The 21,284-nt window shown below is 72.0% G+C and carries 20 protein-coding genes and 2 pseudogenes; 6 read left to right on the top strand and 16 right to left on the bottom strand.

What is annotated here, in order from left to right; translation table 11 throughout:
- Nucleotides 1-7: 7 nt before the first annotated feature.
- The 3 genes from ID554_RS22065 to hrcA all read right to left on the bottom strand — a co-directional run bounded on the left by ID554_RS22065 (nucleotide 8) and on the right by hrcA (nucleotide 2,985).
- On the bottom strand, nucleotides 8-742 hold the full coding sequence (locus ID554_RS22065) for a 16S rRNA (uracil(1498)-N(3))-methyltransferase (RefSeq protein WP_117229504.1): 735 nt from the start codon (nucleotides 740-742) through the stop codon (nucleotides 8-10).
- A 1-nt stretch (nucleotide 743) separates the two neighbouring features.
- The gene (gene dnaJ / locus ID554_RS22060) at nucleotides 744-1,889 is read right to left on the bottom strand and encodes a molecular chaperone DnaJ (RefSeq protein ID WP_117229505.1); all 1,146 of its coding nucleotides are present in this window, start codon (nucleotides 1,887-1,889) and stop codon (nucleotides 744-746) included.
- A 73-nt stretch (nucleotides 1,890-1,962) separates the two neighbouring features.
- Complete coding sequence (hrcA, locus tag ID554_RS22055) at nucleotides 1,963-2,985, bottom strand: heat-inducible transcriptional repressor HrcA (RefSeq protein WP_117229506.1); 1,023 nt, start codon at nucleotides 2,983-2,985, stop codon at nucleotides 1,963-1,965.
- Between the two features lie 210 nt (nucleotides 2,986-3,195).
- Here hrcA and ID554_RS22050 point away from each other — a divergent pair, with 210 nt between their 5' ends.
- Entirely contained in the window at nucleotides 3,196-3,813 is a 618-nt protein-coding gene (locus ID554_RS22050) for a DUF4870 domain-containing protein (protein ID WP_117229507.1), read from the top strand.
- A gap of 15 nt (nucleotides 3,814-3,828) precedes the next feature.
- On the opposite strand, the gene hemW is transcribed toward ID554_RS22050, so the two are convergent.
- Entirely contained in the window at nucleotides 3,829-5,049 is a 1,221-nt protein-coding gene (hemW, locus tag ID554_RS22045; protein WP_117229544.1) for a radical SAM family heme chaperone HemW, read from the bottom strand.
- 20 nt (nucleotides 5,050-5,069) lie between these two features.
- On the opposite strand from hemW, the gene ID554_RS22040 reads away from it, so the two are divergent.
- The 3 genes from ID554_RS22040 (at nucleotide 5,070) to ID554_RS22030 (ending at nucleotide 8,050) form a co-directional block, all read left to right on the top strand.
- Entirely contained in the window at nucleotides 5,070-5,858 is a 789-nt protein-coding gene (locus tag ID554_RS22040) for an enoyl-CoA hydratase-related protein (RefSeq protein WP_117229508.1), read from the top strand.
- A gap of 110 nt (nucleotides 5,859-5,968) precedes the next feature.
- The gene (locus tag ID554_RS22035) at nucleotides 5,969-6,925 is read left to right on the top strand and encodes a hypothetical protein (RefSeq protein WP_223884187.1); all 957 of its coding nucleotides are present in this window, start codon (nucleotides 5,969-5,971) and stop codon (nucleotides 6,923-6,925) included.
- A 219-nt stretch (nucleotides 6,926-7,144) separates the two neighbouring features.
- Nucleotides 7,145-8,050 (top strand): phytanoyl-CoA dioxygenase family protein, encoded by a 906-nt coding sequence (locus ID554_RS22030; protein WP_117229509.1) that lies wholly within the window; start codon nucleotides 7,145-7,147, stop codon nucleotides 8,048-8,050.
- Nucleotides 8,051-8,215: 165 nt separating this feature from the next.
- Here ID554_RS22030 and ID554_RS22025 read toward each other — a convergent pair whose 3' ends face one another.
- The 8 genes and pseudogenes from ID554_RS22025 to ID554_RS21990 form a co-directional block, all read right to left on the bottom strand.
- The gene (locus tag ID554_RS22025; RefSeq protein WP_117229510.1) at nucleotides 8,216-8,860 is read right to left on the bottom strand and encodes an MOSC domain-containing protein; all 645 of its coding nucleotides are present in this window, start codon (nucleotides 8,858-8,860) and stop codon (nucleotides 8,216-8,218) included.
- Between the two features lie 21 nt (nucleotides 8,861-8,881).
- Nucleotides 8,882-9,702: pseudogene (locus ID554_RS22020) on the bottom strand (carbohydrate ABC transporter permease).
- Between the two features lie 181 nt (nucleotides 9,703-9,883).
- Nucleotides 9,884-10,186 (bottom strand): sugar ABC transporter permease, encoded by a 303-nt coding sequence (locus tag ID554_RS22015; protein WP_191088600.1) that lies wholly within the window; start codon nucleotides 10,184-10,186, stop codon nucleotides 9,884-9,886.
- 46 nt (nucleotides 10,187-10,232) lie between these two features.
- Nucleotides 10,233-10,868, bottom strand: coding sequence for an extracellular solute-binding protein (locus ID554_RS22010; RefSeq protein ID WP_223884186.1), 636 nt, complete (start codon nucleotides 10,866-10,868; stop codon nucleotides 10,233-10,235).
- A 154-nt stretch (nucleotides 10,869-11,022) separates the two neighbouring features.
- Nucleotides 11,023-11,310, bottom strand: a complete 288-nt coding sequence (locus ID554_RS22005; RefSeq protein ID WP_117229511.1) for a GlsB/YeaQ/YmgE family stress response membrane protein — start codon at nucleotides 11,308-11,310, stop codon at nucleotides 11,023-11,025.
- Between the two features lie 256 nt (nucleotides 11,311-11,566).
- The gene (locus ID554_RS22000; RefSeq protein ID WP_117229512.1) at nucleotides 11,567-11,857 is read right to left on the bottom strand and encodes a GlsB/YeaQ/YmgE family stress response membrane protein; all 291 of its coding nucleotides are present in this window, start codon (nucleotides 11,855-11,857) and stop codon (nucleotides 11,567-11,569) included.
- Nucleotides 11,858-12,049: 192 nt separating this feature from the next.
- Nucleotides 12,050-13,927, bottom strand: coding sequence for a translation elongation factor 4 (gene lepA / locus ID554_RS21995; protein WP_117229513.1), 1,878 nt, complete (start codon nucleotides 13,925-13,927; stop codon nucleotides 12,050-12,052).
- A 103-nt stretch (nucleotides 13,928-14,030) separates the two neighbouring features.
- Entirely contained in the window at nucleotides 14,031-14,564 is a 534-nt protein-coding gene (locus ID554_RS21990) for a DUF4240 domain-containing protein (protein WP_117229514.1), read from the bottom strand.
- 96 nt (nucleotides 14,565-14,660) lie between these two features.
- Here ID554_RS21990 and ID554_RS21985 point away from each other — a divergent pair, with 96 nt between their 5' ends.
- Nucleotides 14,661-15,638: a phosphotransferase gene (locus tag ID554_RS21985; protein WP_223884185.1), complete on the top strand. Its 978-nt coding sequence runs from the start codon at nucleotides 14,661-14,663 to the stop codon at nucleotides 15,636-15,638.
- 147 nt (nucleotides 15,639-15,785) lie between these two features.
- Nucleotides 15,786-16,052, top strand: coding sequence for a 30S ribosomal protein S20 (rpsT, locus tag ID554_RS21980; RefSeq protein ID WP_117229515.1), 267 nt, complete (start codon nucleotides 15,786-15,788; stop codon nucleotides 16,050-16,052).
- A gap of 218 nt (nucleotides 16,053-16,270) precedes the next feature.
- Here the strand turns inward: rpsT and ID554_RS32815 are convergent.
- The 4 genes and pseudogenes from ID554_RS32815 to ID554_RS21960 form a co-directional block, all read right to left on the bottom strand.
- Nucleotides 16,271-16,735, bottom strand: a pseudogene (locus ID554_RS32815) (hypothetical protein); the annotation flags it as partial.
- Entirely contained in the window at nucleotides 16,732-17,715 is a 984-nt protein-coding gene (gene holA, locus ID554_RS21970; RefSeq protein ID WP_117229516.1) for a DNA polymerase III subunit delta, read from the bottom strand. The gene holA and the pseudogene ID554_RS32815, both read right to left, overlap by 4 nt.
- Nucleotides 17,716-17,835: 120 nt before the next feature.
- A complete protein-coding gene (locus ID554_RS21965) occupies nucleotides 17,836-20,211 on the bottom strand; it encodes a ComEC/Rec2 family competence protein (protein ID WP_117229517.1) in 2,376 nt (791 codons plus the stop codon).
- Entirely contained in the window at nucleotides 20,208-21,227 is a 1,020-nt protein-coding gene (locus ID554_RS21960; RefSeq protein ID WP_396888560.1) for a helix-hairpin-helix domain-containing protein, read from the bottom strand. The genes ID554_RS21965 and ID554_RS21960 overlap by 4 nt, the downstream gene beginning before the upstream one ends.
- Nucleotides 21,228-21,284 lie beyond the last annotated feature (57 nt).

The raw sequence follows: 21,284 nt of genomic DNA, 5'->3' as shown, positions 1-21,284 counted from the left end.
GTGGCGGTCACCAGCGCAGCAGGCGGGTGGCGAGCACGGCCAGGGCGGCCACCCCGGCCGTGGAGGTACGCAGCACCGACGGCCCGAGCCGGACCGGCTGCGCGCCGGCCTCCTGGAAGGCCGTCAGCTCGGCCGGACTGATGCCGCCTTCGGGGCCGACCAGGAGCACGATCTCGCCACGGTCGGGCAACCCGACGGTGGTCAGCCGGTCGCTCGCCTCCTCGTGCAGCACGAAGCCGGCGGCGGCACCGGCGATCCGGCGGGCCACCGCCGGGCCGGACTCGTCCGGGGCGCCCGCCACCACCGGCAGCCATGCCCGGCGGGCCTGCTTCGCCGCCTCCCGGGCGGTCGCCACCCACTTGCCCCGGGCCCGTTCGCCCCGGTCACCGCGCCACTGCACCACCGAGCGGGCCGCCGCCCAGGGGACGATCTCGTCCACGCCCGCCTCGGTCATCGCCTGCACGGCCAGTTCGCCCCGGTCGCCCTTGGCGATGCCCTGCACCACCACCAGCCGCGGGTTCGCCGCGTCGACGTACCCGCGGGCGGTGATGTCCAGGTCGAGGGTGCCCCGACCGACCGCGGTGACCACGGCCTGGGCCGTGCCGCCCCGACCGTCGGCGAGCAACAGTTCCTCGCCGACCCGGAGCCGCTGCACGGTGGCGGCGTGGTGGCCCTCCGGCCCGTCGAGCACCGTCGAGTCGGCGGTGGGCAGCGACTCGACCAGGAAGAGCGGCGCGGACACCTCAGGCGTGGCCGTTGAAGGCATCGCGCATCCGGGAGAAGAAGCCGCCCTGCTTGCTGAGCTCGGCGACCTCCTCGCCCCGGGTCTTGGCGAACTCGCGCAGCATCCGCTCCTGCTCGGCGTCGAGCTTCGTCGGGGTACGGACGTCGAGGTGGACGTAGAGGTCGCCCCGGCCGGTGCCACGCAGGTGCGGCACGCCCCGGGCCCGTAGCCGCAGCGTGCTGCCCGGTTGGGTGCCCGGCTTGACGTCGACCGGCTCCTCGCTGTCCAGCGCCTTGATGGTCAGCCGGGTGCCGAGCGCGGCGGCGGTCATCGGCACCGTCACCCGGCAGTGCAGGTCGTCGCCCTTGCGGGAGAAGACGTCGTGCGGCCGCTCGTGGATCTCCACGTAGAGGTCACCGGCGGTGCCGCCGCCCGGGCCGACCTCGCCCTGCTGCGCGAGACGGATCCGCATCCCGTCCTCCACGCCGGCCGGGATCTTCACGGTCAGCGAGCGGCGGGTCCGGACCCGGCCGTCACCGGCGCAGGTGGGGCAGGGGTGCGGGACGGTGGTGCCGTAACCCTGGCAGACCGTGCACGGCCGGGCGGAGACCACCTGGCCGAGGAAGGTGCGCTGCACCGACTGCACCTCGCCCCGGCCGCCGCACGCCTCGCAGGTGGCCAGGTGGGTGCCGGCGGCCGTGCCGGCCCCGGTGCAGGTGGTGCAGAGCACCGCGGTGTCGACCGTGATCGGGGCCTCGACCCCGAAGGCGGTCTCGTGCAGGTCCAGTTCCAGCCGCAGGATCGCGTCGGCCCCGGGCCGGGTACGCGGGCGCGGGCCACGCCCGGCGCCGGTGGCCCCGCCGAAGAAGGCGTCCATGATGTCCTGGAAGCCGACGAAGGGTCCGGCGCCGCCGGGGCCGCCCGGCCCACCGGCACCGCCGCCGCCCGGTGCGAGCGGATCGCCACCGAGGTCGACGATCTGCCGTTTCCGGTCGTCGGACAACACCTCGTACGCGGCGTTGATGTCCTTGAACTTCTCCTGGGCCTCCGGGTCCGGATTCACGTCCGGGTGGAACTGGCGCGCCAGCTTGCGGTAGGCGCGCTTGATCTCGTCGTCGGAGGCCCCTCGGCTCACGCCGAGAATGCCGTAGTAGTCCCTGGCCACTGGGTTCCGTGTCCTCGTGTTCGTCTCGCGTTACGCCGGTCGGTGGCGGCAGCCTGCCGTCGGCCCTGACTGGTCAGTTCTGGGCCAGCAGCTCGCCCACGTAGCGTGCCACGGCCCTCACCGTGGCGATTGTTCCGGGGTAGTCCATCCGGGTCGGTCCCAGCACGCCCATCCCCCCGACGATGGTCGCGCCCGGGCCGTAACCGGTGCTGACCACGGATGCCGCCCGTAGGTTGTCGATCTGGTTCTCGTCGCCGATGCGTACCCGTAGCGTGCTCGGTTCGGCCTCGCCGATGAGTTTGAGCAGGACCACCTCCTCCTCGAGCGCTTCGAGGATGGGGCGCAGCGACCCCTGGAAGTCGAGCAGGCCGCCACGGGCCAGGTTGGCGGTGCCGGCCAGGGCGATCCGCTCCTCGTGCCGTTCGACAAGGGTCTCCAGCAGGACGGTGGAGAGGGTGGTCATGGCCGGGCGCAGGTGCGGCGCGGACTCGTCGATGAGCGACTGCACCAGCGGTGGTGTGTCGGACAGGCGGGTACCGACCAGCTTCTCGTTGACCAGCCGGCGCAGGTCGAGGACGTCGTCGGCGGGGACGGGCGCGGGCAGTTCGACCAGCCGCTGTTCCACCCGACCGGTGTCGGCGATCATCACCAGCGTCAGCCGGGTGGTGGAGATCGGCACGAGTTCCAGGTGCCGGACCGTGGAGCGGGCCAGGCTCGGATACTGCACCACGGCGACCTGGCGGGTCAGTTGCGCGAGCAGGCGTACGGTGCGGTACACCACGTCGTCGAGGTCCACCGCGCCGACCAGGAACCGCTCGATCGCCCGGCGTTCGGCCGGGCTGAGCGGCTTGATCCGACTGAGCCGGTCGACGAAGAGGCGGTAGCCGCGATCGGTGGGCACCCGCCCGGCGCTGGTGTGCGGCTGGCGGATGTAGCCCTCCTCCTCCAGCACGGCCATGTCGTTGCGCACGGTGGCCGGGGACACGCCGAGTTGGTGCCGTTCGACGAGTGACTTGCTGCCGACCGGCTCCTGGGTGGCGACGTAGTCCTCGACGATCGCCCGGAGTACGGCGAGTTTCCGGTCGTCGAGACCCATCCTTCCCACCTCCTGTCGCAGGTCAGCCCGGAGCGGCCCGAGTGTCAGAGGAACACTCTGGCACTCGAATGTAGCGAGTGCCAGTCTACGTCGGGGTTCCCGTGGACGCGATGATCAAGACCTCCCGGGTGTACGGGGGCCGATCGGCGGGTTGACACTCGCCGGTGTCGCTATGGTGCGCCGTTGCCGCTGGCCCCTACCGTGACTCGTATGACTGAACCACCTCGTCCTCCAGGGTCCGGCGACGAACCCACGACTCCACTGTCGGGCTCGTCGGGCCAGCCCGGCTATCCCCCGCCCGGGGGCTATCCGCCTCCCGCCGGCGACCAGCCCCCGCCGCCCGGCGGCTACGGCACTCCGGGTGACTACCCCCCGCCCGGTGGCTACCCGCCCCCCGGCGGCTATCCCCCGCCTGGCGGGGAGCCCGGTGTCGGGTACCCGACGGGCGGATACGGCCCTCCGGGTGGCGGCTACGCCAACAACGAGGACAAGACCTGGACCCTGATCGCCCACTTCGGCGGCCCGCTCGGGGTGTTCGTGGGTGGTGGTCTGCTCGGCTGGGTGGCGCCGCTGATCGCGATGATGACGCGCGGGCAGCAGAGCCCGGTGGTCCGGGCCCACGCGGTGGCCGCCCTGAACTTCCAGATCACCTGGGCCATCGCCGGGTTGCTCAGCTGGGTGCTCACCGCGATCACCTGCGGGCTGCTGTTCTTCGTGCCGTTCCTGGTCTGGATCGTGCCGGTGATCTTCGGCATCATCGCCGGGGTCAAGGCCAACGAGGGCGCCCTCTACCGCTACCCGATGACCTACTCCTTCGTGAAGCGCTGACCTCGGGGACGCCGGTCAGGGCAGCAGGTCCCGCACCACGGCGTCGGCAAGCAGCCGGCCACGCACCGTCAGGACGGCGTGGCCGGCCGCGTGGGCGGACGCGGCGAGCAGGCCCTGCCCCACCGCCCGCGCGGCGGCCGCGCGACCGGCGTCGTCGAGGACGTCCAGCGGCAGCCCGGACGCGAGCCGTAGCCGCAGCATGACGTCCTCCATGTGTGCCTCGCCGCCGGTGAGCACCTCCCGGGCCAGCCCGGGAGACTCACCGGCGGCCAGCCGGCCGGCGTACTCGCGGGGGTGCTTGACGTTCCACCAGCGCACACCACCGATGTGACTGTGCGCGCCGGGGCCGAGGCCCCACCAGTCGCCGCCGGTCCAGTAGAGCAGGTTGTGCCGGCACCGGGCGGCCGGCGTCCGCGCCCAGTTGGACACCTCGTACCAGGAGAAACCGGCGGCGTCGAGGGCAGCCTCGGCGGCCAGGTAACGCTCCGCGGCGACGTCGTCGTCCGGGTACGGCAGCTCGCCGCGACGCATCCGCGCGGCCAACCGGGTGCCGGCCTCGACGATCAGGGCGTACGCGCTGACGTGGTCGACGCCCGCCGCCACCACCTGGGCCAGCGACTCGGCGAAGTCCTCCGCCCGCTCCCCCGGCGTCCCGTAGATCAGGTCCAGGTTGACGTGCGCGAACCCGGCGTCGCGCGCCTCCAGTGCGGCGGCCGGTGCGCGACCGGCCCGGTGCTTGCGGTCGAGCACGGCGAGCACCCCGGGCGTGGCCGACTGCATGCCGAGCGAGATCCGGGTGTAGCCGGCCGCCCGCAGTTCCTTGAGCGAGACCGGGTCGACCGACTCCGGGTTGGCCTCGGTGGTCACCTCGGCGTCGGCGTCCAGCCCCCAGGTGCGGTCGATCGCGTCGAGGATGCGGGCCAGATCGTCGGCGGGCAGCAGGGTGGGGGTGCCGCCGCCGACGAAGACGGTCTCCACCCGGCCCGGCGGCGTCTCGCCCAGCACCCGCGCGGCGAGGGCCAGCTCGGCGAGCACCGTGTCGGCGTACCCCTCCCGGCTCGCGCCGCCCAGTTCCTCGGCGGTGTACGTGTTGAAGTCGCAGTAGCCGCAGCGGCTGGCGCAGAAGGGCACGTGCACGTACACCCCGAAGCCCCGGTGCCCGACGCGGGCGCGGGCGGACGCGGGCAGCGATCCGTCGGTGGGTACGGGTTCGCCTGCTGGAAGGAGGCCGGGCATGGCCACTAGTGTGCCCTCACATGACCTCTCCCGACGCGCTCGTGCAGGTCGCCACGGCCCGCGGGGTGACCACCCTCACCCTGGACAGCCCACACAACCGCAACGCGCTCTCCACGCCGTTGATGACCGAACTGTTGGCCGGGCTGGCCGCCGCGGTCGACGACGACACGGTCCGGGTGATCGTGCTGGACCACACCGGCCCGGTCTTCTGTTCCGGGGCGGACCTGAAGGAGACGGCGGCGGCGTACGCCAGCGGGACGGTGCCCGCCGGGATGCTGGGTGACGTGCTCGCGGCGGTCCGGGAGTGCCCGAAGCCGGTGTTGGCGCGGGTGGCCGGTCCCGCGCGGGCCGGCGGCCTGGGCCTGATCGCCGCGGCCGACCTGGCGGTCTGCGCGGCGGAGGCCACGTTCGCCTTCACCGAGGTACGGATCGGGGTGATCCCGGCGGTGATCTCGGCGACGGTGCTGCCCCGGCTGCTTCCTCGGGCCGCCGCCGCGTTGTACCTGACCGGCGACACCTTCGACGGCCGGCGAGCGGCCGAGATCGGCCTGGTGACCACGGCGGTGCCCGCCGACGAGCTGGACGGCACGGTGCGGCGCTACCTCGACTCGCTGGTACGTGGCGCCCCGGCGGCGCTGGCCGGCGCGAAGGAGCTGCTGCGCCGCCCGGTCGGCACCGACCTGCGCGCCGAACTGGCGGAGCTGTCCGCGCTGTCCACCGGCTACTTCCTGTCCGGCGACGGCATGGAGGGCGTCACCGCGTTCCGCGAGAAGCGCCCGCCCCGTTGGGTCGCCGAACTCGACAGGTGAGGACGGGCCGCCCCGGGGAACCCTGAGGGCACCGGCGACGGGGGAAACCGGGCGGACGACCCGTACGGGCCGACGCCGGACGTACGCTTGGCGGACCTTGGCAACGGGAGGTGTGGGTGCGGGCTCGGGCAGTCGTGACCGGTTTCGTGGTCCTCGTGTTGATCGTCGTGATCGGGATCGTCCTCGGCCTGCGGCAGGCGGGCGAACAGTTGCGGCTGCCGTTCGCCGGCCGGGCGTGCACGGTGCAGGCCGACGGTGAGGTGACGCTGGACTCGCAGCAGATGGCCAACGCGGCGACGATCGCGGCCATCGGCGCCCAGCGCAAGATGCCCGAGCGGGCGGTGGTGGTGGCGCTGGCCACCGCCTACCAGGAGTCCGGGCTGCGCAACCTGGCCGGTGGCGACCGCGACTCGGTGGGGCTGTTCCAGCAGCGGCCGAGCCAGGGTTGGGGCACACCGGAGGAGATTCGCGACCCCCGGTACGCGTCCAAGAAGTTCTACGCGGCGCTGAAGAAGGTACGCGGCTGGGAGGACATGCGGGTCACCGACGCCGCACAGAAGGTGCAGCGCTCCGCCTTCCCAGAGGCGTACGAGAAGTGGGCCGACGAGTCGGAGGTGCTGACCCGGGCGCTGCTCGGGCACGCCACCACGGCGGTCACCTGCACGGTGGGTGGCGACCCGGTGCTGCGCGGCGCGGCGGCGATCGACGCGCTGGCCGAGGGACTGGCGCTCGACTGGGGCCTGGTGGCCCTTGCCCCCGACGACCGGCCGTCAGGGCGGGGCTACTTCAGCTCGGCTGTCGACGACGACGGCAACCCGATCTATCTGAAGGTGGGGATCAACGACTTCGAGCGGAGCCCCGGCGGCAGCCTGATGACCTCCGCCGAGGGCGTGCGGTCCGGCTGGCGGTACGCGCACTGGCTGGTCGCCCACGCCAAGCAGCACGGGGTGAAGCGGGTGACCTACCACGGCCGGGAGTGGAGCGCCAGGCGCGGCGACTGGAAGCGCCTCCCGGACAGCGACCGGGGCGACACGGAGGTCCTCGCCGAGGTGCACGCCGATGTCTGACCGACCCTGATCTCCTTACCCGCAGTCACCGCGAAATCCGGCTATCACCCCATACCCCCCCAGCGAAACCACTCTCCGTAGCGCCGTGTAGTTGATCCAGCGCCCTCAGTCGCAGTCTCGTCGAGATGGCGCCGGGGCATTCTCCGGGGTGTGTGCACGCGAGTTACGATCGGCGGCCTGTGCCCAGAATTGGTTTCACCTCTTGGGGAGGGGTACGACGTGGCATACGACTACGGCGACCGGACCGGCTACGAACCGATCAGCGACGTCGATCGCAAGGAGTTCCACGAGCAGGGCTTTCTCCTGCTGCGCAACGTCCTGACCGAGGATCACCGGGCCGCTCTCGAGGCCGCGGTCGACCGGGTGTACGAGGAGGAGAAGGCCAAGGGCAAGACCACCAAGGACGGCACCCTGCACCTGCTGGGCTTCCTTGAGCGCGACGAGCTCTTCGGCGAGCTGCTGACCCATCCGATCGCCTTCCCGTACATGTGGGGCCTGGCCGGGTGGAACATCTACTCGCACCACAACCACCTCGACGTCACCCCGCCGGCGCTGGAGCCGGAGAGGCCGTACTGGGGGTGGCACCAGGACGGGTACCGGCAGAACTCCGACCCGGAGACGATGGACCCGAACCTGCCTCGGCCGATGTTCTCGCTGAAGGTCGCCTACGTGCTCTCCGACCTGTCGGAGAACGGTCGCGGCGCGACCAAGGTGATCCCGGGCAGCCACCTGTGGAACTCGCTGCCCCGCCCGGCGGACACCACGGTGCACAACCCGGACCCGGAGGGCACCGTCGAGATCACCGCCAATCCCGGTGACGCCTTCATCTTCGACCGTCGCCAGTGGCACTCCCGGTCGACGAACCTGTCGACCATCACCCGCAAGATGCTCTTCGTCGGCTACACCTACCGGTGGATCCGCCCGCTGGACGAGCTGCACATCGACTCCGACGGCGAGTGGTGGAACAACCGCACGCCGGTGCAGCGCCAGCTCTGCGGTGAGGGCACCCACACCGCGAACTACTGGGGCATCAACTGGGACGGCTACATCGACGACGAGATCCCGCTGCGCAAGGAGCTCAAGGAGCGCGGCCAGCTCAACCGCAACATCCCCTGGCTCCGCTGACCTTGATGTAAGGAAGGGTCCCCTGCTAACGCCTGGTGCATAGCAGGGGACCCTTCCTAACACCCTCCAGCGCACAGCACCTCCGGCGGCGCGGAGCACAGGCGGCGGCGCGGAGCACAGGCGGCGGCGCTGGGCACGTTCGGCGGTCAGCGCGACCGGCGGCGGTCAGCCGGTGGGTGTGCGCAGCCGTCGGCGCATCTTCTCGCGGGTCGACTCGGGCAGGTCGTCCGCGTCCAGCAGCCGGGGCAGCAGGGCGGGCTCCAGAGTCAGCGCCCGGAACACCTCACCGATGGTCACCCCGTGCGCGGGCCGGTGGACGACCTCGACCGGGTCGTCGGCACCCACCGTCCCCTCCCGCAGCACCCGCAGGTACGCCCCGGGCGTCGCGCGTACGGTGAACCGCTTGATCAGATCCGGTACGCCCCAGAACCCGGCGAACGTCCGGCACGGACTTCGCGGCTTGGTCACCTGCAGGAGCGCGGATCCGATCACCCACTGCTCTCCGATCACCGCTCCGGTCACGTCCACGCCGGTCGTGGTCAGGTTCTCGCCGAGGTGACCTGGCGGCACGGCCCGCCCCAGTACCGCCGCCCACCACTGCGCGTCCTCCGTGGCGTACGCGTACACCGCCTGGTCGGGGCCGCCGTGGTGGGCTCGTTCGCCGATGAAGTCACCAACCACTCCGTCGGTCCGCACCGTCACCCGTCCGGCTGCCAGTCTCTTGTCGATGCCACTGCGTCCGCTGGCGTCACCGGCCCAGGCCGCCTCGGTGACCACCGCGAGGTTCACCGAGATCACTTTCCCCGTCATGCCGGCCAGCCTACGGCCGCCTCAGCCCGTGACCGCGCCCGCCACCAGGCCGGCGACCATACGCCGCTGCACCAGCAGGAAGAAGATGATCACCGGCAGGGTGAACAGGGTGGAGGCGGCCATCACCGGCCCCAGGCGGTCTCGTCGCGCCTGAAGAAGAAGGTCATCGCCACCGGCAACGTGTACCGGTCCTGCCGGTTGATGAAGGTCAGCGCGAAGATCAGCTCGTTCCAGGCGACGATGAAGGAGAAGATGCTGGTCGCGACCAGAACCGGAGCCACCAGCGGGAACAGGATCCGCCGGAAGATCTGCGCCCGGTTGGCGCCGTCGATCGCGGCGGCCTCCTCCAGCTCCTTGGGCACCGCCGCGACGAAGCCGCGCAGCATCCAGACCGCGAACGGCAACGAGAAGCCGAGATAGGTGAGGATCAGGCTGGGCAGGGTGTTGTAGAGACCGAGCCGCTGGATCATCAGGAACAGCGGGATGACCAGCGCCTCCAGCGGGATCATCTGTACCACCAGCAGCATGATCAGGAAGCTGGTCCGGAGGGTGAAGCGGAACCGGGCCACGGCGGTGGCGGCGAGCGGGGCCACCAGGCCACTCAGCAGCACCGTGGTGACCGCGACCAGCAGACTGTTGAGGAAGACGTCGGTGTAGCTGACCCCGGGAATCAGGTTCCCGGTGAGGATCTGGCGGTAGTGCGCCAGCGTCGGCTCGGCCGGTAGCGGGCGCGGGGTGCTGGCGAAGATCTCACTGCTCGGCTTGAGCGAGGTGGTGATCATCCAGTAGACCGGGAAGGCGGCGAAGAGCGCCACCAGCAGGCCGGCGCCGTTGAGGGCGATCCGCCGGGCGGTACGGCTGCGCCGCCCGCCGCCTCTCGTCCGCCGCCCGGTGGGACGCGCCTCGGCGCCCTCCGGGGTGCGCCCGGTGGCTTCTGCCGCGTCGGCCGTCACGCCTCCTCCTCCTGCTTGAGCACCATCCGCACGTACACCCCGGTGACGACCAGCAGGATCAGGGTGAGGATCACCAGATGGTGGAGAGCACCACCAGGATTCCGGAGACCGGCCGCGCCACGTTGGCCACGGCGAAGAGGACCGTGTTCCGCAGCACGGTCCAGAAGAACGGGTCGCTGAGGATCTGGGCGTAGTTGTCCAGCCCGACCCAGGGCCAGTCCCGGTCGCCGCGCAACTGGCGGACGTTGTCCAGCCGGTGGAAGGACATCACCACCACCTGGCCGAGCGGCCAGAGCAGCAACACCCCGATGGCCACCAGGCAGGGCAGCAACAGCAGGTACAGCAGGCGGTGCACCCGGCGGCGCTGCCGCACGGGGGTCTCCCGTGCGGCAGCGCCGCCGGCATCTCGGTCAGCGTGGTCACTTGGCGTTGAGGATGCTTTCCATCTCCGCGGCCGCGTCGGCGGTGGCCTGTTCGACCGTCTTCTGACCCTTCATGACCGAGCTGTTCATCGCCTGGGTCACCGTCTTGGTCCGGCTGACCTCGACCCACCTGGGGGTGAGCGGCGTGAGCTTGGTGTTCTGCATCGTGCTCGCGAACGCCGCCATGATCTTGTCATTCGCGTACCGGTCACCTCCGACCAGGTCGGAGTAGACCGGGAAGAAGCCGAGACTGTCCGCGAACTCCTGGGCGTTCTTCTTGTTCAGCAGGACGGTGAGGTAGTCCCAGGCCAGGTCCTGCCGCTGGCTGTCCTGCCAGACCGCCAGGTCGGAGCCACCGGCGAAGGCGGGCGCGGGCCGGCCGTCCGGGCTCGGGTTGGGGAAGGTGCCCCAGACCTTCTCGATCTCCGGGTTGTCCTTGGCGATCGCGCCCTGTTGCCAGCTCCCGGCGAAGGCCATCGCCGCCTTGCCCGTGGCGAACTGGGTCCGCGCGTCGATCTCGTTCCACCCGGCGGCTGCCGGCGGGGCGACCTTGTGCACGGTCACCAGGTCGGTCCAGAACTTCACCGCCTGCTGCGCCTGCGGCGAGGTGAGGCCGGACTTCCAGCATGGCACCCTAGTACGAGAATTCCTTCACAGACAGTGGGCGGGCCCGACGGTGTCGCGGCGCAGACCGTCGAGGACCGGGCTGCGCCACCGGCAGAGCCAGGCGTACGACGACAGAAAGGCGCCCGACCTCGACGGTCGGGCGCCTTTCGAGATTCAGCTGTTACCGGTGGGTGACTCCCCGGCGGCTGCGGCCCACGCCGGAGACCAGCGCCACCGCGACGGCGGCCAGCAGGACCTGGAGCATGAGCTCCCGCCAGTCGATGCCGGCGGTCTCGGCGAAGCCCGAAGCGCGGGCGATGACCGTACCGAGCAGAGCGGCGCCGACACCGATCAGCATGTGCAGCCAGATCGGCATGGGCTGGCGGCCCGGCACCACCAGCCGGCCCAGCGCGCCGATGATCAGACCGACGATCAGCGCGGTGATGATGCCCCAGACGGTGAACTCCATGGTCGTTCTCCTTTACAAAAGACTTCCCACGGTTGTCGTGGTTTTCTGTCGTCGACCGGACTAATTCCCGACCCCGGAAGACCCCAAACCGAATTCCCGACCCAGACGGCACGAGATCGCCCAGTAGTGCCGTTCGCGCAGTTCGCGATGGGAGGTCCGCCGGAGCGGCGCCAGCGGCGAGGGTCGGCTCGGCGGCGGCAGACGCCAGCGGGCGCCCGGCCGGTGGCCGGGCGCCCGCGAAGACGTGTGGGGTGTGTTACCGGTGGGTGACGCCACGTCGACGGCTGCCGAACCCGGCGACCAGCGCTACCGCGACCGCAGCCAGCGCGACCTGCACCAGGAGCTCCGCCCAGTCGATTCCGGCGGTCACCGTGGCGATGCCCACGGCCCGGGCGAGAACGGTACCCAGCAGTGCCGCGCCGACACCGATGACCATGTGTAGCCAGATCGGCATGTCCTGCCGGCCCGGGACCACGAGGCGGCCCAGCGCGCCGATGATCAGACCCACGAACAGCGCGGTGATGATGCCCCAGACGGTGAGCTCCATGGTGGCCCTCCTCAAGCAGAAGATGTCATTCGGCGGGTTTCTGTCGGGCGACTCAGTTCCCTCTTCGCCGAATTCCCAAACCGATCGGAGCACCTCCGGCCGACATCCGGCCATGTCGCCTGTCGATGCCGTCACCATTCGCCCACGCCGTGGCCGGGTGCCGGGCCCACCGGCCCGGCACCCGGCCGCCGACTACTTCTTGCCCGCCGACTTCCCGTCACCGGAATCGGAGGAGAGCGCCGCGATGAAGGCCTCCTGGGGGACCTCGACCCGGCCCACCATCTTCATCCGCTTCTTGCCTTCCTTCTGCTTCTCCAGCAGCTTGCGCTTGCGGCTGATGTCACCGCCGTAGCACTTGGCGAGCACGTCCTTGCGGATCGCCCGGATGGTCTCCCGGGCGATCACCCGGCTGCCGATCGCTGCCTGGATCGGCACCTCGAACTGCTGGCGCGGGATCAGGTTGCGCAGCTTCGCGGCGATCGTGGTGCCGTACGCGTACGCCTTGTCCTTGTGCACGATCGCACTGAACGCGTCCACCGGCTCGCCGTGCAGCAGGATGTCCACCTTCACCAGGTCGGACGCCTGTTCGTCGGTGGGCTCGTAATCCAACGAGGCGTAGCCCTTGGTACGGCTCTTGAGCTGGTCGAAGAAGTCGAAGATGATCTCGGCGAGCGGCAGCGTGTAGCGCAGCTCCACCCGGTCGGCGGAGAGGTACTCCATGCCGAGCAGGTTGCCCCGGCGGCCCTGGCAGAGCTCCATCACCGCCCCGACGTAGTCGTTCGGGGTCAGCACGCTGGCCCGCACCGTCGGCTCGTACACCTCGGCGATCTTGCCCGTCGGGTACTCGCTCGGGTTGGTGACGATGATCTCCGCGCCGTCCTCCTGGATGGCCCGGTAGACCACGTTCGGCGCGGTCGAGATCAGGTCCAGGTTGAACTCCCGCTCCAACCGCTCCCCGATGATCTCCAGGTGCAGCAGGCCGAGGAAACCGCAGCGGAACCCGAAGCCGAGCGCACCGGAGGTCTCCGGCTCGTAGGTGAGCGCGGCGTCGTTGAGCTTGAGCTTGTCCAGCGCGTCCCGCAGCGCCGGGTAGTCCGACCCGTCGATCGGGTACAGGCCCGAGTAGACCATCGGCTTCGGGTCCTTGTAGCCGCCGAGCGCCTCGGCGGCCGGACGGCCGTTGATGGTGACCGTGTCACCGACCCGGGACTGACGGACGTCCTTCACCCCGGTGATCAGGTAGCCGACCTCGCCGACCCCGAGCGCGTCGGACTTCACCATCTCCGGCGAGATGACGCCGATCTCCAGCAGCTCGTGGACGGCACCGGTGGACATCATCTTGATCCGGTCCCGGGCGCTGATCCGCCCGTCCACCACCCGGACGTAGGTGACCACGCCCCGGTAGACGTCGTACACCGAGTCGAAGATCATCGCGCGGGCCGGCGCCTCGGCGTCACCGACCGGCGGGACGAACTGCCGGACGATCTCGTCGAGCAGGTGCGGCACGCCCTCGCCGGTCTTGCCGGAGACCTTGATGCAGTCCGCCGGGTCGCCACCGATCAGGTGCGCCAGTTCCTCGGCGTACTTCTCCGGCTGTGCGGCCGGCAGGTCGATCTTGTTGAGCACCGGGATGATGTGCAGGTCGTTCTCAAGCGCCAGGTAGAGGTTGGCCAGCGTCTGCGCCTCGATGCCCTGGGCCGCGTCGACCAGCAGGACGGCGCCCTCGCAGGCGGCCAGCGACCGGGACACCTCGTAGGTGAAGTCCACGTGGCCCGGCGTGTCGATCATGTTGAGCACGGCCTGCTCACCGGCCCGCCCACCCTCCCGGATCGTCCACGGCATGCGGACGGCCTGGCTCTTGATGGTGATGCCGCGTTCGCGCTCGATGTCCATCCGGTCGAGGTACTGCGCGCGCATCTGCCGCGGGTCGACCACACCGGTGAGCTGCAACATCCGGTCGGCCAGGGTCGACTTTCCGTGGTCGATGTGGGCGATGATGCAGAAGTTCCTGATCCGCGCCGGGTCGGTGGCACCAGGAGCGTTCGCGCCGGGATCGAGCGTCGGTGGCACAGCGGTCCGTTTCTGGTCGGCTGACGTGAGCGGGCCGGCACCGCCGGCCCGCTCTATGCTCCCACGTCCCCGGCGGACGACCGCCGCGCGGGCGAGCCCGGACTCACTCCGGCGGCGGTTCCACGAAGAGGGCGGCCAGCCGGGGCAGCCGCCGCCGGGCCTCGTCGGAGTTGTCGAAGTCCCAGAAGTCGTTCAGGTCCGGCGTCCGCGCCGCCTCACGCAACACCGGCATATCGGAGGCGGTCGCCTTGCGGTACGCCTCCCACGGCACAGCGAGCATGTCCTCGCACTCGAACTCCTCGCCGCTGAGCGAGGCTGCCCGGACCTCCGGCAACTCGGCCAGCGAGTCCGGGTCGGCGACCGCGCGGGCGAAGACCTCTCGGCCCCGCGTCATCAGCCAACCCCGAAAGTACTCGAAGCCGTCGTCCGAGGCACCGTAGTTGATCGTGTACGCGGCGCCCCACAGGTCGACCCGATAGAAGGCGGCGAGCACCCGCCGCTGGTGGTGGGCGTACCCGACGATCTCCTCCGGGTCGCGGGCGGCGAGCAGCGCGACGACGCGGGCGGCGATGGCGTCCGGCTCTCCGCCACCGGCGCGGGCCCGGTCGATCAACTGCCAGAACTCGTCGGTCCTCATGACCCGGCAGTCTCGCAGACACCCGTGACAGCGGCGGACGCGACGGATCCGGCACGCGGAGCAGACCGGCGACGCCGTAGCGGGCAGCATGGTCGGGTGAGCAACCCGCCCGTGCCGTACCACGCGACCGCCCAACGCCCGCCGTGGCACACGCTGCCGGGTGCGGTCCGCTCCGCGCTGTCGACCCGGCTCGGCGCCCCGGTCGTCGCCGCCGAGACCGCCGGGGCCGGCTTCACCCGGGGTTTCGCCGCGGTGCTGCGCACCGCCGACGGCGGCAGCGCTTTCGTCAAGGCCGCGTCCCGCGCCGAGCAGCCGCATCTGGTCGACTGGTACGCCCGCGAGGCGGCCATCCTCAGCCGCCTGCCCGCCGGTCTCCCCGCCCCCCGCCTGCGCTGGACGCTCTACGAGGCCGACTGGTACGCGCTCTGCCTGGAGCCGGTCCACGGCCGCCTCCCCCGGTTGCCCTGGGACCCCGCCGAACTGGCCGACACCCTCGCCGGGTACGCCGACCTCGCCGCCGCGCTCGCCGACCCGCCCGACGACCTGGTCGCCCTCGGGCTGCCCCGGCTCGCCGACCTCGCCCGCGACGACATCCTCTGGTGGGACGAGGTCGCCGCCGGCCGGGAACCGGCGCCTCCGCTGCCCGACCCGTTGCGAGGGCGGATCGCCGACCTGGCCGCGCTGGAGTCCCGGCTCCCCGGGTACGCCGAAGCGACGACCGGACTGACCCACGGTGACCTGCGGGCGGACAACGTCCTGATCGACGCGACGGGCACCGCCTGGTTCTGCGACTGGACCTGGCTCTGCCACGGGCCGGCCTGGTTCGACCTGGCCAACCTGCTGATCACCGGGTACGCCGCCGGCCTCGACGCCGACACCCTCTTCGCCGCCCACCCGACCGTCGCCGACGCCCCCGACGACGCGCTCGACGTGACCCTGGCCGCCCTGTCCGGCTACCACCTCACCGCCGCCGCGTCGGTGCCCCCGACCGCGTCGACCCACCTACCGGCGCACCAGCGGTGGACCGGCGAACAGGCACTCGGCTGGCTGGCCCGCCGGCAGGGCTGGACCTGACCGCGCCCGGTCGCGCGGCAACCTGACCACGAGGGCTGTTTTGGCCCGTGCCGGCCGACCTGGTAGCCTGGCTTTTCGCGCAGCGATGACGCATGCTCGTCGCGCGCACAAGCTGACCAACCCGAGCTATCAAGACGAGGCTGTCGCGTGGCGAACATCAAGTCCCAGATCAAGCGCAACCGGCAGAACGAGAAGCGCCGGCTGCGTAACAAGTCGGTCAAGTCGTCGCTGAAGACCGCCATCCGCAAGTTCCACGAGGCCGCTGAGGCCGGTGACGTCGAGAAGGCCACCACCCTCATGCAGGACGCCTCGCGCAAGCTGGACAAGGCTGCCAGCAAGGGCGTCATCCACGCCAACCAGGCTGCCAACCGCAAGTCGGCGATCGCCAAGCGCGTCACGTCGCTCGCTGCCTGAGACAGCGACCTCAGACCTGACGGAAGCCCCGGGGCACTGCCTCGGGGCTTCCGCATGTCCCCGGGCCGTACGCCGGTGGATCAGGAACCGGGTTCGGCGGTACGGCGGCGACGTCCGGGCGCCTTCGGCAAGTCCGGGGCCGGCGGCGATCCGATCGCGCCGGGACCGGCCCACACGGTGTCCGAAGCGCCGGGACGGGCCGGCACGGTGTCCGTGCCGCCGGGGCGGGCCGGCCGCAGGGTGGGCGCGGCCAGCCCGGGCGCACGTGTCGGTGACGACGGGTCCAGGGCGGGCAGCGGCTCCGACCGGAGCACGACACCCGGCACGGTGTGCGGTAGCCAGTCGACCCGGGCCCGCCCGACGACGGGTTCCATCTGCCGCCGGAACCGGTCGCGTTCCTGCTCGGGCACGGCTGCCGCGGTGCGGACCACCACGGCCGCCACCAGGTCGTTGAGCTTGACCATGACGGCCACCACCGCCGGGAGCACCAGCACCGACCACCAGTCCACCAACTCGGCGAGCGCGAGCAGGGCGGCCAGCGCGATCGCCCCCTCGAAGAAGACGAAACAGAGCACCCCGCCCGGGTTGACGACACGCAGCCTGAGCACTCGGGCGTAGAGCGGTCGGTACCGCTCCTCGTCGGCCGGAATCGTGGCCCAGGAGCCACGGAGGGCTCCGCTCACCTGGCGCCGCCCTGCTGCCGCGCGGCAGCCACCAAGAAGACGGCCTTCTCGAGCGCGTACGCCCGGTCGTCGGAGCCGCCCTTAACCGCCGCGTTGCATTCCGCCGCCGCCCGCATGGCCTGAACCAGTCCGTCCGGCGTCCAGCCCCGCGCCTGCCGTTGGGCCCGCTCGACCTTCCACGGCGGCATGCCCAGGCTGCTGGCGAGTTGGTACGGACTGCCTCGCCCCGCCGAGGCCACCCGGGCCACGGTGCGGATCCCGTCAGCGAGGGCGTCGGCGATCGGCACCGGGTCGACCCCGACGTGCAGCGCCCACCGCAACGCCTCCAGTGCGGCGGGCAGGTCACCGACCATGGTGGCGTCGGCGACGGTGAACCCGCTCACCTCGACCCGGCCACGGTAGTAGCGGGACACCGTGTCGGCGTCGATCTTGCCGCCGGTGTCCGCGATCAGTTGCGAGCAGGCTGCGGCGAGTTCCCGCAGGTCGTTGCCGACCGCCGCGATCAGTGCCTCGGCGGCGTCGTCGGTGCACCGCCCACCGGCCCGGCGGAACTCGCCCCGGACGAAGGCCACCCGTTCGCGGTGTCCCTTGAGCCTGGTGGCGGGCACCACCTGGGCACCGGCCGCCTTCAACCCGTCGGCGAACGCCTTGCCCTTGGCCGCGCCGAGATGCTGCACGACGAGCTGCACCTCGGGGTCGGGATTCTTCGCGTACGCCAGCAGGGCGGCTATCAGATCCTTGCGAGCGTCCTGACCGGACCGCAGCACCAGCACCCGTCGCCCGCCGAACAGGGAGGGGCTCAGCATCTCGTCGATCTCGCCCACCGTGAGCTGCCCCGCCTGGTACTCGCGCACGTCCGCACCCGGGTCGGCGGCGCGGGCGGCGGCAACGGTTTCGGCCACCGCACGCGTGGCGAGCAGCTCCTCGTCGCCGAGGACGAGCACAATGGGAGCGGCATCGGCGGCGGTCACGCCGCCCATACTCGCACGCCCGGCGGCGAGGTCCAGTCTGCTCGTCAGGACTCCGCTGGCAGACCCTGCACTCAGCGCAAATCCAGACATATATACTATTAGCTTCTTTTCTTCATAAGTCGGATCCGCTCACCGGTTGGCCCTGGTCAGGTCCACTCCGCCCGACACCACGGCGAGCCCGGACGGCCCGAACACCACGGCCACGTCCCCGTCGAGGTCGGTCCGCAGCACCCGCGCCCCACCCCGGCTCAGCCGGGCCAGCACGGCCTCGTTGGGGTGCCCGTAGGTGTTGCCCGCGCCCACCGGCACCACCGCGACCGCCGGAGCGATCGCGTCCAGAAAGGCCGGATCCTGGTACGCGCTGCCGTGGTGGGCGACCTTCAGCACGTCGGCACGCAGCCCCTGCGGCGGCAGGTGTTCCCGTAGCGCCTGCTGCTCCTCGGTCTCCGCGTCCCCGGCGAGCAGGATCCGCACCCCGTCCACGGTGGCCCGCAGCACCAGGGAGTTGTTGTTCGGGTCGGACCTGGTCCCCCGCATCGGATAGGGCGGACCGAGAACCACCAGGTCGACCGCGCCCGCCCGGTACCGCCACCCGGCCGGGGCGGCCACCACAGGCGTGCCGTTCGCGGCGGCCGTGTCATGCACCAGGTCCCGCCCGATCGCCGGCTCCGGCCATCGGGGGGTCACCACCGTGTCCACCCGACGGTCCCGGAAGACCCCGGCCACTCCCCCGGTGTGGTCGACGTGGAAGTGACTGACCACCAGGAGCGGCACCCGCCGTACGCCGAGCCGTCGCAGACAGGCGTCGGTCGTCGCCGGATCGGGACCAGCGTCGACCACGACGGCGCGTCCCGCTGCCACCGGCAGCAGCACGACGTCGCCCTGGCCGACCGCACAGGCGACGATCACCCACCCCTTCGGCGGCCACCCCGGAGCCGCCACCCGCACCGGCAGGGTGCCCACCATGACGGCGACGGTGAGCACCGCCACCAGGCGGCGCACCACCGGCCGCCGCGCGGCGACCAGCAGGGCCACGGTCAGCGCCGCCAGCAGCAGCGCCCCGGACACCCCGCCCGGCCAGGGCAGGTTGCCGGCCGGTACCCGGGCCCCGTGACGGGCCACCAGCACCAGCCACCACGCCGGCCAGTGCGCCAGCCAGGCGACGGCCTGCGCGCCGGCCGGCCAGACCGGCGAGATCGTCGCGGCCAGCACCCCGAGCACCGTGGCCGGGGCGATCGCGGGCACGACCAGCAGGTTCGCCGGGACCGCGACCAAGCTGACCGTGCCCGACAGGCCAGCGATCACCGGGGAGCACGCCAACTGCGCGGCGGCCGGCACCGCCAGCGCCTCGGCCGCCCCCGCCGGTACGCCCCGCCGACGCAACCCGTCCCGCCACCGTGGCGCGAGCAGCAACAGCCCGCCGGTGGCCAGCACCGACAGCGCGAAGCCGGCGTCCCCGGCCAGATCGGGGTCGATGAGCACGAGCACCGCCACCCCGGCGGCCAGAGCCGGTACCGCTGCCCGAGGTCGGCCGGTGGCCAGCGCGGCGAGCCCGATCGCCCCCATGGTCGCCGCGCGCACCACGCTCGGCGAGGGCCGGACCAGGATGACGAAGCCCACCAGGGCGAGCCCGCAGAGCACGACGGCCAGGTTCGGACCGGCGCGGGCCCAGCGTGCCGCCAACAGCACCGCCCCCACGACGATCGCCACGTTGGAGCCGGAGACCGCGTTGAGGTGCGTCATGCCGGTGGCCCGGAAGTCCTCCTCGACCGTGTCGGGCAGTTCGCTGGTGTCGCCGACGACCAGACCGGGCAGCAGACCCCCCGGGTCGTCGGGCAGCGGCGCGCAGGCACGTTGCAGACCGGCCCGCAGCAGCCCGGCGGCCCGTTGCAGCACCGACGCCGATCCGAGCCGGACGGGTTCGCCGTCGGCCAGCAGCACCGCGCCGGTCAGGTCACCGCCGCGCGGCTCGGTCAGGCGGCCCTCGGCCGTGATGCGCTGCCCGGGCAGCAGTCCGCGCCAGGCGGGTTCGTCGGCGAGCACCAGCACCCGGGCCGGCGCGGTGACCCGTTGCCCCGCCGGACCGGTGACGGCCACCAGCCGGGCCGGCACCAGCAACGTCGGTGGGCGGCCGACGACGCCGCCGCGTACCGCCCGGGGATCGTCCCGGACGATCAGTTCCACGGTGACCTGTGCGCCGTCCTCGACGAGGGCACGCAACGGCTCGGCGTCGCGCACCACCAGGCGGGCCGAGGTCGCCGCGCCGCCGCAGACGATCCCGATCAACGCCGCCACCACGATCCAGCCGTAGCGTCGGACGACCACACCCTGCCGCCCGGCGAGCCCGAGCAGGTGCACCGCGACCAACAGGGCCACGACCGCCGCCACCACGGCCACCAGGAGTGTCCGCGCAGCGGTGAGGTGCAGGCCCGCCAGGGCGGTGAGCCAGGCCGCCACGGCCAGCCCGGCCAGCCGGAAATCCGGCACCTTCGCGTCGACGGTCACACCGTCACCAGGTCCTTCAGCTCCTCGTACCGGGCGTCGCCGATGCCGTTGACCTGGCGCAGGTCGCTGACGGCGCGGAAGCCGCCGCGCTGGTCGCGGTGCTCGATGATCCGCTGCGCGAGCACCGGTCCCACCCCGGGCAGCGCGTCGAGCTGCGCGAGCGTGGCGGTGTTCAGGTTCACCCGTCCGCCGGGCACGGCCCCGGGCGCGGCGGCACCCGGCGCCGGAGCCGCCGGTGTCGGTGCCGGTACGCCGACCACGATCAACTCGCCGTCGGTCACCTTGCGGGCCGGATTCAGCATCGCCACGTCCACTCCGGGCAGTGCCCCACCGGCCGCCTCCACGGCGTCGGCCACCCGCGCCCCGGCCGGGAGCCGCACCAGACCCGGCCGGCGCACCTTGCCCGCCACGGCGACCACCACCTCACCGGCGGGCACGGCCGACGATTCGGTCATCGGGTCGACACCGGCCGGACCGGACGGGTCCTCCGTGCCGGTCGTGCCGGTGGTGCCGCTGGGACCGGTGACGGTGACGACCGGCTCGACCTGCGGTCGGGACCGCCACGCCCAGACGGCGGCGACGACAACGACCAGGACGGCGACCACGGCGAGCACCCGAACCCCCCGCCGCCCCGGGTCGAACGCCCCGGGACCCGGCAGCCGGGACGGAGCAGGCGTCGCGTCGGTGTCCGCCTGCGCTGTGGCACTCGGCCGACCGGTTCGCTCCGGAGCGGAGTACGGACCGGCGTCCACGGTGGCGGTAGGTGTCGAGGGCGACGGCTGCGGGCCGGTGGCGTAGGTCCCGGTGTCCGACGAAGACTCGGGGGCAGCGGTGGTGTGTACGGGCAGCGAAACGGTCGGCCACTCCACCGGTCCGCGCCAGCGGGACGACGATGCGGGTGGGACGTTGTGGGGGTCCGGGCTGGTGACGTCCGGGGACATCAGGCCGACGTCGGGACCTGCCGGTGACGCGCGACCGACCGGCATGTCGGCAGCGCGGGTCACCGCGCCGGGCATCAGCCGCCACAGGCGATCCCGGACCGCCGTCTCCTCGTCGTCGTTGGACACGGCGCG

Source organism: Micromonospora craniellae (assembly GCF_014764405.1).
In the GTDB taxonomy this organism is placed as follows: domain Bacteria; phylum Actinomycetota; class Actinomycetes; order Mycobacteriales; family Micromonosporaceae; genus Micromonospora; species Micromonospora craniellae.
This window is presented reverse-complemented; position numbering and strand designations above follow the sequence as displayed.

Bases quoted from the DNA above. Each gene is read 5' to 3' on its own strand.
- ID554_RS22000 (WP_117229512.1), bottom strand. From the start codon at position 11,857: ATGGAGCTCACCGTCTGGGGCATCATCACCGCGCTGTTCGTGGGTCTG.
- ID554_RS22040 (WP_117229508.1), top strand. From the start codon at position 5,070: ATGACCTCTCCCGACGCGCTCGTGCAGGTCGCCACGGCCCGCGGGGTG.
- ID554_RS21960 (WP_396888560.1), bottom strand. From the start codon at position 21,227: ATGCCCGGCGCGGTGACCCGCGCTGCCGACATGCCGGTCGGTCGCGCG.
- holA (WP_117229516.1), bottom strand. From the start codon at position 17,715: ATGGGCGGCGTGACCGCCGCCGATGCCGCTCCCATTGTGCTCGTCCTC.
- hemW (WP_117229544.1), bottom strand. From the start codon at position 5,049: ATGCCCGGCCTCCTTCCAGCAGGCGAACCCGTACCCACCGACGGATCG.
- ID554_RS21990 (WP_117229514.1), bottom strand. From the start codon at position 14,564: ATGAGGACCGACGAGTTCTGGCAGTTGATCGACCGGGCCCGCGCCGGT.
- ID554_RS22005 (WP_117229511.1), bottom strand. From the start codon at position 11,310: ATGGAGTTCACCGTCTGGGGCATCATCACCGCGCTGATCGTCGGTCTG.
- hrcA (WP_117229506.1), bottom strand. From the start codon at position 2,985: ATGGGTCTCGACGACCGGAAACTCGCCGTACTCCGGGCGATCGTCGAG.
- ID554_RS22025 (WP_117229510.1), bottom strand. From the start codon at position 8,860: ATGACGGGGAAAGTGATCTCGGTGAACCTCGCGGTGGTCACCGAGGCG.
- ID554_RS22050 (WP_117229507.1), top strand. From the start codon at position 3,196: ATGACTGAACCACCTCGTCCTCCAGGGTCCGGCGACGAACCCACGACT.